This is a genomic window from Natrinema salinisoli, from assembly GCF_020405205.1.
Classification (GTDB): Archaea; Halobacteriota; Halobacteria; order Halobacteriales; family Natrialbaceae; genus Natrinema; species Natrinema salinisoli.
In genome coordinates, this window is record NZ_CP084469.1 from 3378020 (window position 1) to 3391139 (window position 13120).

Genomic DNA, 13120 nt, shown 5'->3' on the forward strand with positions numbered 1-13120 from the left:
CACTCAGACGACGCGGTTCTCGAGGGCCTCGCCCTCGCGAAACCGCTCGTAGTTCCGGACGAAGACGTCAGCACACCGTTCCCAGTAATGGGGCGTGCTCCCGGCCACGTGCGGCGTCACGAGCACGTCGTCGCGGTCCCAGAGCGGCGACTCCTCGGGCAGCGGTTCCTCCTCGAAGACGTCCAGCGCGGCGCCGCCGAGTTCGTCGGCCTCGAGGGCCTCGACCAGCGCGGGTTGATCGACGACCGCGCCGCGGGCGATATTGACGAGGATCGCGTCGTCGCCCAGCGTCGCGAGGGCGTCCGCGTCGATCAGCCCCCGCGTCTCGTCGGTCAGCGGACAGGCGAGCACGAGGTAGTCGCTCTCGGCGAGCACCGTCTCGAGACCGTCCGGATCGAAAATCTCGTCGACGGCGTCGAGTACGTCGCTCGGATCTCGTTTGGTCCCGATCACGCGGACGTCGAACGGCTGGCAGTAGTCGGCGACCTGCGACCCGATCGCGCCGACGCCGACGATGCCGACCGTTCGATCCCCCAGCTCGCCGCCCGTGTAGCGGTCCCACTCCCGGCGCTGCTGCTGGGCGACCGCGCGGTCGAAGCGCCGCTCGAAGTGCAGCAGGTAGCCCAGCACCTGCTGCCCGATCGGTTTCGCGTGGATCCCCGAGACGGTCGTCAACGCGATGTCGCGGTCGGTCAGCGCGTCGTAATCGTAGAAGTCCGTGCCCGCGCTGAGCGCCTGGATCCACTCGAGGTCGTCGGCCGCCTCGGGCACGCCCTCGGGAAGCCGATGGGTGACGAGGACGTCCGCGTCGGCGACGAGTTCGCGGAACTCGTCCTCGCTCTCGGCGTGCTCGAGGTCGATGTTCGGTCGCCGCGCACGGATCTCCTCGGTGACGATCGGCCCGCCGCCCGCCAGGACGTAGGGGGTGACGACGACTGTCACGCTCTAGTCGTCCTCCGGCTCGTCGCCGTCCTCGAGCTTGTACTTCTGGATCTTCCCCGAGGTCGTCCGCGGGAGTTCGTCGATGAACTCGACCTCGCGGGGGTGCTTGTAGGAGGCGACGTTGTCGAGGAAGAACTCCTTGATCTCCTCGGTCGTGACGTCGACACCGGGTTCGATGTTCGGCCGGGTAACGACGTAGGCCTTCGGCACCTCGTTGCGCCGCTCGTCGGGGATTCCCACCACCGCGCCCTCGGCGACGGCCTCGTGTTCGGCGAGGAGCTCCTCGAGTTCGCTGGGGTAGATGTTGTAGCCGGCGGAGTTGATCATGTGCTTCTTCCGGTCGACGATCTCGTAGTAGTTGTCCGCGTCGCGGCGGGCGATATCCCCGGTGCGGAACCAGCCGTCCTCGGTAAAGGCCTGTTCAGTCGCCTCGGGCATCCCGTGGTAGCCCTTCATCACCTGCGGCCCGCGGACGAGGAGTTCCCCCTCCTCGCCGACGGCGACCGTCTCGCCGCTCGAGTCGACGATCTTGGCCTCCGTCATCCGGGTCGGCTGGCCGATCGTCCCGTGACGCAGGCCGAACGTCGAGCCGCTCTGGGAGTGGGTCGCGCCGTTCGTTTCGGTCAGTCCGTACCCCTCCGCCATGTCGACGCCGGCGACCGCCTCGAACTCCTCTTGAACGGCGACGGACATCTTCGCACCGCCCTCGCCGGCGGACTCGAGGCTGGTGAGGTCGTACTCGCCGAACTCCTCGCTGTTGATCATGTCGACGTACATCGCGGTGACGCCGACGTAGTGGGTGATCCCCTCCTCCTCGATCAGTTCCATCGCGGCGTCGCCGTCCCAGTTGGCCGCACTCCGCAGGTAGACGCTCCCGCCGCGGACCAGCGGCTGCCACGCGGTGTGGGTGAAGCCGGTGATGTGATACAGCGGCAGCCAGACGAGGCTGCGGACGTCCTCGTCGTCGATCGCACCCTCCTGAGAGAGCACCGAGAAGGTCTGGGCGCGGAAGTTACGGTGGGTGAGCTGGACGCCCTTGGGCTTGCCCGTCGTTCCGGAGGTGTAAGGTAACAGCGCGACGTCGTCGTCGGCCCGTTCGACGAACGTCTCCTCCCCCCGGACGTCCTCGAAGGCGTGGACGTCGGTATCGTCGCCGTCGGCGTCCGTCCCGACCGAGATGACGATCGGTTCCCAGTCGATTTCCGCGAGCGCCTCCTCGAGAAACGGCTCCAACGCCTCGTGGGTGAGCACTGCCGTCGCCTCGGTGTCCTCGAGCTGGTAGGTCAGCTCCCGCTTGCGGTACTGGGGGTTGACCGGCGAGACGATCGCGCCGGCCTTGAACGCGCCGAGCGCGCCGATCAGGTAGGGCGGACAGTTCGGGAGGTACTGCAACATGACGTCGCCGGGTTCGATTCCGAGATCGGCCAGCCCGCCGGCGAACCGCGAGCTTTCGGCCTGCAGCTCCGCGTGGGTCAGCGTCCGGCCGTGGTACTCGATCGCCTGTGCATCGCCGTGGTGTCGGGTCGTTTCGTCGTGTAACCGCGCGACGTTCCCTTCTCTCGAATTCTCGCTAACGCTTGCCAAATCCATGGCCCATGATATCACGCAGTAATATAAAATAGTACCCCTGACCGATGGGAAACGGCGTCTGAACCGCCGTTCGGTCGCCCGGTATCGATTTCCTCCGCACCGAAACGGGTGCTCGAGTCCGCCGCTGGGCGGGCCGTATACGGGGCCACACGTCTCGGTTAGCAGTACGCGCGACACACCGGCAGCGCCGCGCGGTCCGATAACGGACGACGCGGCCGGGAGCCGAATGGTGTGACGTCACTTCCCACAACTTATTTGGACCCGGTCGGGATATCGGACGCGCATGGTACGATCCGCTGGACGGAGGAATACCCGTGGCTGAACCGATCGTCGCCGGCGTCGCCGAGAGCGACCTCGGCGAGACGCCCGACCGAAACTGGCTCGATAACGCGGCGATCGCGACCGTTCGCGCCCTCGAGGACGCCGGTTGCTCCCTCTCGGACGTCGACGGCGTCGCGGTCGCCGGCGGCGACGACTACATGCCGGCGCTGGTGCTCTCGGAGTACCTCGATCTCGACGACCCCTCGTTTCTCGAGGGGACCGAGATCGGCGGATCGTCGTTCGAACACTTCTGCGGTCACGTCGGCGATGCGATGGCCCGCGGCGAGGCAGACGTCGTGGTTATCGCCTACGGTTCGACGCGCAAGACGGGGCCCGGCAGCGAGCAGTCGCTCGAGGAGACGCACCCGATCGACGGCTTCGTCCGTCCGACGGGGCTCTTTCGACCGCCGGGGGCGTACGCGATGGCCGCCCGCCGACACATGCACGAGTACGGGACGACCGAGGAACAGCTCGCGGAGATCGCCGTCTCGACCCGCGAGTGGGCGTCGATGAATCCCAAGGCGGCCCACCAAGACCCGATTGCGGTAGAAGACGTCCTCGAGTCCCGGCGGATCGCCGAGCCGTTCAACTTGCTCGACTGCTGTCTGGTTTCCGACGGCGGCGGCGCGGTCGTGCTCGTGAGCGAGGAGAAGGCCGGCGAACTCGACGTCCCCCGCGTCTCGGTGGCCGGCGTCGCCTCCACGAGCACGCACCGGCAGGACATCAGCGAGATGCCGGACATGACGACGACCGGCGCGGCGGTAACGGGGCCGAAGGCCTTCGAGCAAGCGGGGATTGCCCACGACGACGTCGACGTCGCCCAGATATACGACTCGTTTACCTACACCGCGCTGGTCACGCTCGAGGATCTGGGCTTCTGCGAGAAGGGCGAGGGCGGCGCGTTCGTCGAGGGCGGTACCACCGCGCCGGGCGGCGAGCTCCCGATGAACACGCAGGGCGGCGGGCTCTCCTATTGCCACCCCGGACACTTCGGCGTCTTCGTCCTCATCGAGGCCGTCCGCCAGCTCCGGGGCGACTACACCGGCGAGCGGCAGGTCGACGACGCCGAGGTCGCGGTCGCCCACGGCACCGGTGGACTACTGTCCTCGAGTAGCACCGTCGTCTTACGGAGGGAAGCATGAGCGCCCCGGTCGAAGACCGTCGCGAGGAATGGGACGGGCCGGTTCCCGTCCCGACCGGCGCGACGGCCCCGTTCTGGGCGGCGACGCTCGAGGGCGAGCTTCGCTATCAGCAGTGTGACTGCGGGAACCGCCAGCTGTACCCGCGGGCGGTCTGCACCGCGTGCGGGGCCGAGGACCCGCCGTTCGCGGCGAGCGAGGGCGTCGGGACGATCTACACCTACACCGTCTGCCACGTCCCCGGCGAGCCCGGATTCGCCGAGCGGACGCCCTACGTCGTCGGTGCGGTCGAGCTGGCCGAGGGGCCGCGGCTGCTCGCGCTGATCGACGCCGATCCCGAGTCCCTCGAGGTCGGTGCGCCGGTCGCGGTCACGTTCTGGCAGGTCTCCGACGACGCTGCGATCCCGGTGTTCGTCCCGGCGTAACCGCGTCGGGCCGATCTCACTCGAGATCGGCCGTCGCCGTCCCGGTCAGCAGCGTCTCGCCGTCGGTCGTCCGCGCCTCGAGTTCCGTCTCGACCGTCCCCGAGTCGCGATCGACCTCGACGACGTCGCCGGTCGCGACGACGGTGTCGCCGGGGAAGACGCGCGACTGGAACCGCAGGCCGAAACTCGCGACGTCGGCGAGATCGAACCAGTCCGTGACGACCCGCGAGGTGATCCCGGCGGTGAACATCCCCTGACCGAAGACGCTCTCGTTGCCCGCGGCCGTCGCGTAGGGCTCGTCGTAGTGGATCGGGTTGAAATCGCCGCTGGCACCCGCGTACTTGACGAAGTGCTGGCGCTCGAGGTCCGCGACGACGACCGTCGGGCCGGTGTCGCCGACCGCGAGGTCGTCGACCGTGCGGACGCGGTCGAACTCGTCGGTCGTGTCCGAGGGCGCTGTCGACTCGGCGCCGGCGGCTCCGCCGTTCGTCGCTGCGTCGGTGTCGTCGTTCTCGGGTTCGTCACTGCCGTCGCCCGCATCACCGTCGCCGTCGTCGACCGCCCCCTCGGTTTCGATCGCGGTCGACCGGTCAGTCAGGACGAGGTCGCCGTCCTGCGTCCGATACTCGGTCTCGAAGACGGCGAAGGTCATCGTCCCCGCACGGCCGCCCTCGCGCTGGAAGACGTCCGCGAGGGTGGTCGTTCCCTCGAGGACGTCGCCGACGTAGATCGGGCGCTCGTACTCGTGGGCCTGCTCCCCGTGGAGGACGTACTCCGGCTGAAAGCCGAGGTCGAACCCCTTGCCCTCCACATCGGCTGGCGTGTACCGCGGGAACCGGGCGACCTGCGTGTAGGTGAGCGGCGCGGGCACGCGGTCGTGACCCCGTTCGGCGGCGGCCGTTTCGTCGCGGAAGACCGGGTCGTCCGAGGTGATCGCTCGAGCGAACTCCTCGACCTTACCGGGTTCGATGCGGAACCCCTCGGCGGTGACCCGGGAGTCGCCGACCATCGCCTCGAGCTCCGCGAGTGACTTATTCGGCATCGGTGTCCTCCGTGGCTCGAGCGGTCGTCGTCGGCTGTTCGGTCGGTGCGTCGCCGCGGTCTGCGAGTCCGTGGTGGCCGCGTTCCATTGCCACCACGGTTTACGTACGACTGACATAACAGTACCCCTCTTGGATGTCAATTGATTGGGGACGCTCGAGCGGGGTAGATTTGCCAGCCGGGTTACTAGCGTCGGAACGGAACCGAGTGTTCTGCTATCGTGGCAACAGTGAATAGCCACGCCCTCCCCAACCGACTCGCTCGCGTGATTTCGAACCGCGATGCGGCCAGCGAGGCCGCACCGCGGTACAGCACGCGCCACCGCACGCCGGATGGTCGAATAGCTTATATCGGCGGTCGATGAACCCGTAGACGCTCATGGCAGTGACTATCACACTCGGCTCGAGCGAACGGTCAGTCGAACGCGCTGCGACCGCGGAGGGACGGCGATGACGACCGACCAGTTCAGCGTCGACGGGGAGACCGCGATCGTCACCGGCTCCTCGAGCGGGATCGGGAAGACGATCGTCGAGCGGTTCGCCGCCGACGGTGCGAACGTCGTCGTCACCTCGCGGGACATCGACAACGTCGAGCCGGTCGCCGAGGCGATCAACGAGAGCGAGCGACCGGGAGAGGCGATCGCGATCGAGTGCGACGTGACGGATCGCGGTGCGGTTCAGGACCTCGTGGACGAAACCGTCGCGGAATTCGGCGGCCTCGACATCCTGATCAACAACGCGGGGGCGAGCTTTCAGGCCCCGCCCTCGGAGATCAGCGAGAACGGGTGGAAGACCATCGTCGACATCAACCTCCACGGCACGTTCCACTGCTCGCAGATCGCCGTCGAGTACATGCGCGACAACGGCGGCGGCCGGATCGTCAACTTCGCCAGCGTCGCGGGTACCCGGGGCTCGCGGTCGATGAGCCACTACGGCGCGGCCAAGGCCGGCGTCGTCAACTTCACCACCTCCGTCGCGGCCGACTGGGCCGAAGACGGTATCTGGATTAACTGCATCGCACCCGGGCTCGTCGCGACCGAGGGCGTCCGCACCCAGATGGGTGTCGACGACGACGCCGACGAGATCGCCCGCACCACGCCGGACCGGACGATCGGCAAACCCGAGGAGGTCGCCGACCTCGCGCAGTTCCTCGCCAGCCCGGCCTCCTCGTACATGGTGGGCGAGACGGTCACGATCAAGGGGATACCACGCCTCGAGGAGTAACGCGCCACCCGTTCGCTTCGAGAATCTCGTCCCGAGTCTTCGTCCGCGCCGACGGGACGAGCGCCGGAACCTGTTCCCTGCTACCAGTACCCATATACTTTTCAGGTCGAACGACAAATCACTGGCAACATGGAACTCGATATCGTCTCCGCGGAGACGCTTTTGGAGCCACCCTACGACGGCAACGTCGCCAACTTGCTCGAGCGAGCGATCGCGGAACAGCCCGACGCGGTCGCGATCGAACACGCCGGCGAGACGATCACCTACCGGGAGTTCGGGGATCGCGCCGCGCGGTTCGCGAACGGGCTCCGGGAACTCGGTCTCGAGGCCGGCGATCGGGTCGGCGTCTACATGCCCAACGGAATCCCCTTCTGTACCGTCATCTGGGCCTGCTGCCGCGCCGGCGTGATCGCGAGCCCGCTGAACCCCGAATACCGCCGCCGCGAGATCGAATACCAACTGGACCACGCCGATGCCGAGGCGGTGCTGATCGAGGGCGACGCCAACGACTACGTCGTCGAGGCAGTGGCCGGCCTCGAGACGGCGATCGTCAGCGCCACGCCGGACAGCGACCACGCGTCCCTGCCGGAACTCGCTAGCGACGCGACCGCGGCGGTCGCCGATCGCGAGGACGACGACGTCCTGCTTCAGCCGTACACCTCGGGAACCACCGGCAAGCCGAAGGGCGTCCTGCTGACCCACCGCAACTTCCGGGTCCAGATCGCACAGGCCGTCTCGAGTTACAGCGCCGGGCCGATCGAGGGGGACGGCATCATCGTCCTGCCGATGTACCACATCACGGGGATGATCCAGATGATGGCGTCGCTCTGTGCCGGTCGGACGCTGCACCTGCTTCGCCCCGATCAGTGGGACCCCGAGCGGGTGCTCGCAAAGCTCGACGAGCACGATATCCCGGCCTTTACCGGCGTCGCCGCGATGTTCGTCGATCTGCTCGAGGCCTACGACCCGGACGAGCACGACCTCTCGACGCTGATCAAGGCGGGGCAGGGCGGGGACAAGCTCCCGAAGCCGACCCAGGAGCGCTTCGAGGAGGCGTTCGGCGTCCCGCTCTCGGAGGGGTACGGGCTGACGGAGACGACCGCGACGTCCCACACGATCCGGTGGTCCTCGCTCGGAAACAGGCCCGGCAGCGTCGGGCAACCCGTCGGCCACACGCGCTCGAAGGTCGTCGACGAGGACGGGAACGAGGTCGGCCCCGGCGAGGAGGGCGAGATCCTCATCGCCGGCCCGCAGGTGATGAAGGGCTACTACGAGAACCCCGAGGCGAACGAGGCGGTCTTCACCGAGGACGGCTACCTGCGAACCGGCGACATCGGGACGCGGGACGCGGACAACTACTACTACATCAAGGGCCGGGAGAAGGAGATGATCCTGACCGCGGGGTACAACGTCTACCCGCGGGAGATCGAAGACTTGCTCTACGAACACCCGGACATCCACGAGGCGGCGGTCTTCGGCCTCCCCGACGACCGGCGGGGTGAGACCGTCGCCGCCGCGATCACGCCGAAAGCGGGCGCGGACCTGACCGAAGACGACGTCGAGGCGTACGTGCTCGACGAACTCGCGCCCTACAAACACCCGCGGGTCGTCGAGATCCGTCCCGAGCTCCCGAAGACGGGGAGCGGGAAGATCCGCAAGACGGCGTTACGGGACGAACTCCTCGAGGAACGCGGCATCGAATCGTGAGCCACTTGTACGCGAGCCCTCGAATCGGTGACTATCGCTCGAATGTCTGACCAGCCCTCCTATTCGACGTCCGAGATACGGACGATCGCGCTCGCAGTCATCGCCGGCGTCTTCTTCGGCGGGGTGGCGACGGGCGTCGCCTTTCCGACGCTGCCGCTGCTCGACGAGAAACTCGTGATCAGCGCCGTCATGCTGAGCGTGATCCTCTCGGCCAATCGGATCGCGCGATTGTTCATGAACACGCCGGCCGGGACGATCATCGACCGGGTGGGCGCGCGGAAACCGATGATCTTCGGGCTGTTCACCCAGGCGTTGGCTCCCTTCGGGTACGTCGTCGGCCTCCACACGCCGCCGACCGATCTCGGCACGGTGCCGCTGCTGGGCGACGTGTCGCTCCCGGGCGTCGTCTTCGTCCTGGCCCGGCTGTTCTGGGGCGTCGGCAGCGCGTTCGTCTTCATCGGCGCGTTCGCGACGATCACGTACGTCACGACGTCGGACAACCGCGGCCGGTGGGTCGGCTACATGCGCGGCGGCCAGTCGCTCGGCTTCCCGACGGGCCTCGTCGTCGGCGGGCTCCTGACCGACCTCGCCAGCATGCAGACCGCGTTTCTCGTTGCCGGCGTGCTCGCGCTGATCGCCGGCACCGTCGCCACCCTCGTCCTCCCGGACGTCCACGCCGGGGCCGACGGTCGAGGCGCGAAGCTTCGGGAAGTCCCCTCGCTGCTCGCGAGCAATCCGACCGTCGTCCTGATCGGCTACGGCAACTTCACCGTTCGGCTCCTGTGGGGCGGCATCATCCTCTCGACGCTGGCCCGCTACGCCAGCGACTCCGGCCTCGAGCTCTCGGCTCTGGGTGCGGCGGGCATCAGCGGCATCGTGATGGGACTCGGCGTGCTCACCGCGGGGTCGATGACGGTCGTCACCGGCTGGGTGTCGGACATGGTCGACGATCGGACGCTGCTGACGGTGCCCGCGTTCCTGGCGATGGGCGGGGGCTTCCTGATCATCGCCTACGTGCCGACCATCGAGGCGTTGCTCGGGGCGATCGTGCTCGTCGGGGGCGGCATGGGCGCGGCCGCGCCCGCGATGCTCGCGATCATGGGTGATCTCACGCCCGGCGACGAACTCGGGCGGATGGGCGGCGTTTACCAGGTGATGGGCGACGTCGGACTCAGCCTCGGTCCGCTCGTCGCGATTCCGGCGGTCGATCTCTGGTTCGGCTACCAGACGACGTACGTGCTCTGTGCCGCGCTCGTGTTGAGCTGCCTGACGATCGTCTCGCTCCCGCTGTTGCGGAACCCCGAGGTCTCGAGAGCGGGAGTGAAAGCGGACTAGCGGTCGGAGGGGGTTCCGTCGACTGACGCGCTGATGCGATCGCCGTCGAAGTAACACGGGGCACGACCGAGCGGCGTTTGGGGAAGCTTTGATAGCCGACGACGCCTATTGTCACACAATGACTCGCACACGGGAAACGGCGGCCCGCATCCGTCCGTGGCTCCCCGCGGTCGTCGTGGCGCTGGCCGCGGGACTCGCCGCCGTGGGGGGATCGTACCTCTCCGTCGGCCGACGGCCGGCCTTCGTCGCGACGCCGATCGACAGAGTCGTCGTCACGGTCAGTCCCGAGGCGCTCGTGACGTTCGCGATCACCGAGCTCGGGACGTTCGGTCACCGGCTGGCGTTCCTGACGGCCATCGCGCTCACGTGCGTCCTTTTCGGACTGGTCGCGTTGCCCGGCGTGGTACTCCTCTGGGGCCGCGGCCCGGTTCCCGCCGTGTCGTCTCTCCGAGGCGGCAGGCCCGTCGCCGGCGCGGTCGCGGGGGCGGCGCTGCCGGGTGCGGTCGCGTACGGGTTAACGGGGTCGCCAGTGTCGAGTGCCGGCACCGCCGCGGGGGCCGGTTTCGTCCTGCTGGCAACGGCCGGAGCGGCCGAATTCGTCGCCGGTGAGGACGCCGCGCTCGGCTCGCTCGGCCGGCGGCGCGTCCTCGGAGCCGTCGGATCGGCGATCGGCGTGACCGTGCTCGGCCTCCTCGTTCGCGGCTCCGGCGAGGAACCGTTCCCGTCGGGCCTCGAGATCCCCGAGGACGCTCGACCCGAGGTTCGAGAGTTACTCACACAGGCGGAAGACCGGTCGCTCGCCGTCGACGGGCTCGAGCCGCTGGTGAGCACGGACTTCTACGAAGTCGACATCGCCAACGTGAATCCCGACGTCGACCGCGCGGAGTGGACGCTCTCGATCACGGGGGCCGTCGAGGAGGAGGCGGAGTACGACGTCGCGGATATCGAGGCCATGGCGCTCGAGGACCGGTTCGTCACGCTGCGGTGCGTCGGCGACCAGCTCAACGGCCGGCAGATGGACACCGCCCTCTGGGGCGGCGTGCCGGTCCGACAGCTTCTCGAGGCGGCGAATCCCGGCGGTGACCGCGTCGTCCTGCACGGTGCCGACGGCTACTACAACGAGTTCCCGCTCGAGGCGCTGTGGCCGGGGCTGTTGGCGTACCGAATGAACGGTCGTCCGCTGCCGCGAGCCCACGGGGCCCCGCTTCGCGCGCTCGTCCCGGGCCACTGGGGCGAGATCAACGTGAAGTGGCTCACTGAGATCGAGGTTCGCGACGAGGACACCATGGGCTACTGGGAGTACCGCGGCTGGCACGGCACGGGTCCGGTCGAGACGGTGGCGAAGCTCTGGCAGGACAACCGTCTCGGCGGCGGCCGCTTCGAGGTCGCCGGCCACGCGTACGCCGGTACCAGGGGTATCGAGGCGGTCGAGGTCTCGACCGACGGCGGCGACACTTGGGTCGAAGCCGAACTGTCCGAGCCACTTCCGGGCGAGGACGTCTGGCGGCAGTGGCGCCACGAATACGGGGCGACTGGGACGCACGAGGTGATCGTCCGGGCCCGCGACGGCAACGGGGACCTCCAGATCCCCGAGGAGGACGGTCCGAAACCCGACGGCGCGACGGGCTGGGTTTCGAAAACTGTCGGATCACAGTGAGTGTCGGGCCGTCCCCGAGGGACGTCCCTATGCGGACCAAGGACGGCCGTTCTGCCGCGGTCGAGCCTCCGCTCTCTTTCCGTCCGATCGCGTCTCCAAATGTGGCCGTATCCACATGACTAACAAAAATGGCTGTTGGAGCTATCTGTTGACTATCCACATCTCCCGAAAAAAACGCCGACATCCATATGGAAAAAACATGAACGTTTATATGGGTCTGTCCGGATGTTATCAATGGACAATAGTCCTTGAGTACAGATGACACGGGACACTATCGATAGGCGTCGGGTGCTTACAGGTGCTGGTGTAGGAATCGCTTCAGCGATGGCAGGCTGCTTGGGTGGTGGTGGCGGCGACGAGGGTGACGGTGAGGTCCACTTCATCACCGACTACTACAACGACTCCTGGGAACCCCTCTGGGGCGACCTCGAGTCGGACTTCGAAGAGCAGACTGACATCCAGATGAACATCGAGGAGGGCGGAATGTCCGGTACGCAGGAGGGCCGGCTGGCCCAGCTGATCCAGTCGGGCAACCCGCCGGACGCGAACACCTCCACGTTCGACCAGGTGGCCGACATCTGGGCGACTGACCAGCTCGAGCCGGTCAACGACGTGGTTTCGGCGATCGAGGAGGTCAACGGGGAAGTGATGACCGGCGGAGCGTTCCTCGGCGGCGACGACTTCTATCAGGTCCCACACGGCCAGTACATCTCGAACTTCCAGTACCGGGCGGACATCTACGACGACCTCGGGCTGGAGGAACCGGAGACGTTCCAGGACGTCCTTGACAACGCCCGAGCGATCGACGAGTCGGACGAACACGACGCGCGCGGCTACGGCCTGGCCGGGATGCCGACCGGCAAGAGCCAGGACGAGTTCCAGGTCCTCCTGGCGAGCGCCGGTGTCTCCGGGCTCGGAATCCGCTGGAGCGACCCCGAGGCGAGAGACGAACTCGAGGTATACTTCCCCGAAGAGGAGGTGACGATGGTCCTGCAGTACATGAAGGACCTCGCGCAGTACTCGCCGGACCCGACCAGCATCGGCTGGGCCGAGTCGCTCGGCGGGTGGGTTCAGGGCCAGTACGCTCAGTGTTACCACCTCAACGCCTGGCCGGTCGGTGTCACCGCACTCACGGCCGAAGCCCAGGACAGCGACGCCCTGCGCGGGCTGGCCGAGGCCACCCAGATCATCCCGTACCCGACCTGGAGCGAAATCGACACGGAGGAGAACTGGCTCTCCTCTCCGGCCCCCGACGGCTACCACCTCTTCGCGAGCGCCGAGAACACGTCGGAGGCCAAGGAGTGGTTCGAGTGGCTCTACGCCGACAGCATGGAGCAGACGGTGAGCTTCTACGAGGCGGATCCGGGCCGGTTCTTGCCGACCTACGCCGACGTACTGGACTCAGACGCGTTCCAGAACCAGGGTATCATGCAGGCCCATCCGCACCTGCTCGAGAAGCTCCAGTACGTCCAGGACGAGATCTGGGGCAACCACTACGCGAACGTCGACGAAGCCGACGTCTCCTCGCCCGAGGCGCTGTACATGCAGCGCCAGTGGTTCTACGGCGAGATGGTCAACCGTGTGGTCACCGAGTCCAATACCGTTCAGGAAACCTACGAGTGGGGCCGCAGCCAACTCGAGGAGGCTCTCACGGAGGCCAAGGAGCAGTTCTCGTAGTCGGTCTCGGACGGGTCGGCTCTTCGTTTGATCGCGTTCGTGCGGGGCGAATCGTGTATGAAT

General features: G+C 67.4%; 10 protein-coding genes. 7 read left to right on the forward strand and 3 right to left on the reverse strand.

Annotation, left to right across the window (positions count from 1 at the left end):
• Nucleotides 1-3: 3 nt before the first annotated feature.
• Together LDB05_RS16705 and LDB05_RS16710 are read right to left on the reverse strand one after the other, a co-directional pair.
• On the reverse strand, nucleotides 4-942 hold the full coding sequence (locus tag LDB05_RS16705) for a D-2-hydroxyacid dehydrogenase (protein WP_226005114.1): 939 nt from the start codon (nucleotides 940-942) through the stop codon (nucleotides 4-6).
• 3 nt (nucleotides 943-945) lie between these two features.
• Complete coding sequence (locus LDB05_RS16710; protein ID WP_226005115.1) at nucleotides 946-2532, reverse strand: class I adenylate-forming enzyme family protein; 1587 nt, start codon at nucleotides 2530-2532, stop codon at nucleotides 946-948.
• 314 nt (nucleotides 2533-2846) lie between these two features.
• On the opposite strand from LDB05_RS16710, the gene LDB05_RS16715 reads away from it, so the two are divergent.
• Both LDB05_RS16715 and LDB05_RS16720 read left to right on the forward strand, forming a co-directional pair.
• The gene (locus LDB05_RS16715; protein WP_226005116.1) at nucleotides 2847-3995 is read left to right on the forward strand and encodes an acetyl-CoA acetyltransferase; all 1149 of its coding nucleotides are present in this window, start codon (nucleotides 2847-2849) and stop codon (nucleotides 3993-3995) included.
• Complete coding sequence (locus tag LDB05_RS16720) at nucleotides 3992-4417, forward strand: Zn-ribbon domain-containing OB-fold protein (RefSeq protein ID WP_226005117.1); 426 nt, start codon at nucleotides 3992-3994, stop codon at nucleotides 4415-4417. Before LDB05_RS16715 ends, LDB05_RS16720 begins: the two co-directional genes overlap by 4 nt.
• Nucleotides 4418-4433: 16 nt before the next feature.
• Here the strand turns inward: LDB05_RS16720 and LDB05_RS16725 are convergent, their stop codons facing one another.
• Nucleotides 4434-5459 carry an FAS1-like dehydratase domain-containing protein gene (locus LDB05_RS16725; protein WP_226005118.1) on the reverse strand — a complete coding sequence of 342 codons (1026 nt, stop codon included), beginning with the start codon at nucleotides 5457-5459 and terminating at the stop codon, nucleotides 4434-4436.
• Nucleotides 5460-5907: 448 nt separating this feature from the next.
• Here LDB05_RS16725 and LDB05_RS16730 point away from each other — a divergent pair, with 448 nt between their 5' ends.
• The 5 genes from LDB05_RS16730 to LDB05_RS16750 all read left to right on the forward strand — a co-directional run bounded on the left by LDB05_RS16730 (nucleotide 5908) and on the right by LDB05_RS16750 (nucleotide 13057).
• Nucleotides 5908-6681, forward strand: a complete 774-nt coding sequence (locus tag LDB05_RS16730; RefSeq protein ID WP_226005119.1) for an SDR family NAD(P)-dependent oxidoreductase — start codon at nucleotides 5908-5910, stop codon at nucleotides 6679-6681.
• Between the two features lie 129 nt (nucleotides 6682-6810).
• Nucleotides 6811-8388: a class I adenylate-forming enzyme family protein gene (locus tag LDB05_RS16735; RefSeq protein WP_226005120.1), complete on the forward strand. Its 1578-nt coding sequence runs from the start codon at nucleotides 6811-6813 to the stop codon at nucleotides 8386-8388.
• 42 nt (nucleotides 8389-8430) lie between these two features.
• Nucleotides 8431-9723 (forward strand): MFS transporter, encoded by a 1293-nt coding sequence (locus LDB05_RS16740; RefSeq protein WP_226005121.1) that lies wholly within the window; start codon nucleotides 8431-8433, stop codon nucleotides 9721-9723.
• Between the two features lie 118 nt (nucleotides 9724-9841).
• Nucleotides 9842-11380, forward strand: a complete 1539-nt coding sequence (locus LDB05_RS16745; protein WP_226005122.1) for a molybdopterin-dependent oxidoreductase — start codon at nucleotides 9842-9844, stop codon at nucleotides 11378-11380.
• A gap of 324 nt (nucleotides 11381-11704) precedes the next feature.
• Complete coding sequence (locus tag LDB05_RS16750) at nucleotides 11705-13057, forward strand: ABC transporter substrate-binding protein (RefSeq protein ID WP_226005123.1); 1353 nt, start codon at nucleotides 11705-11707, stop codon at nucleotides 13055-13057.
• Nucleotides 13058-13120 lie beyond the last annotated feature (63 nt).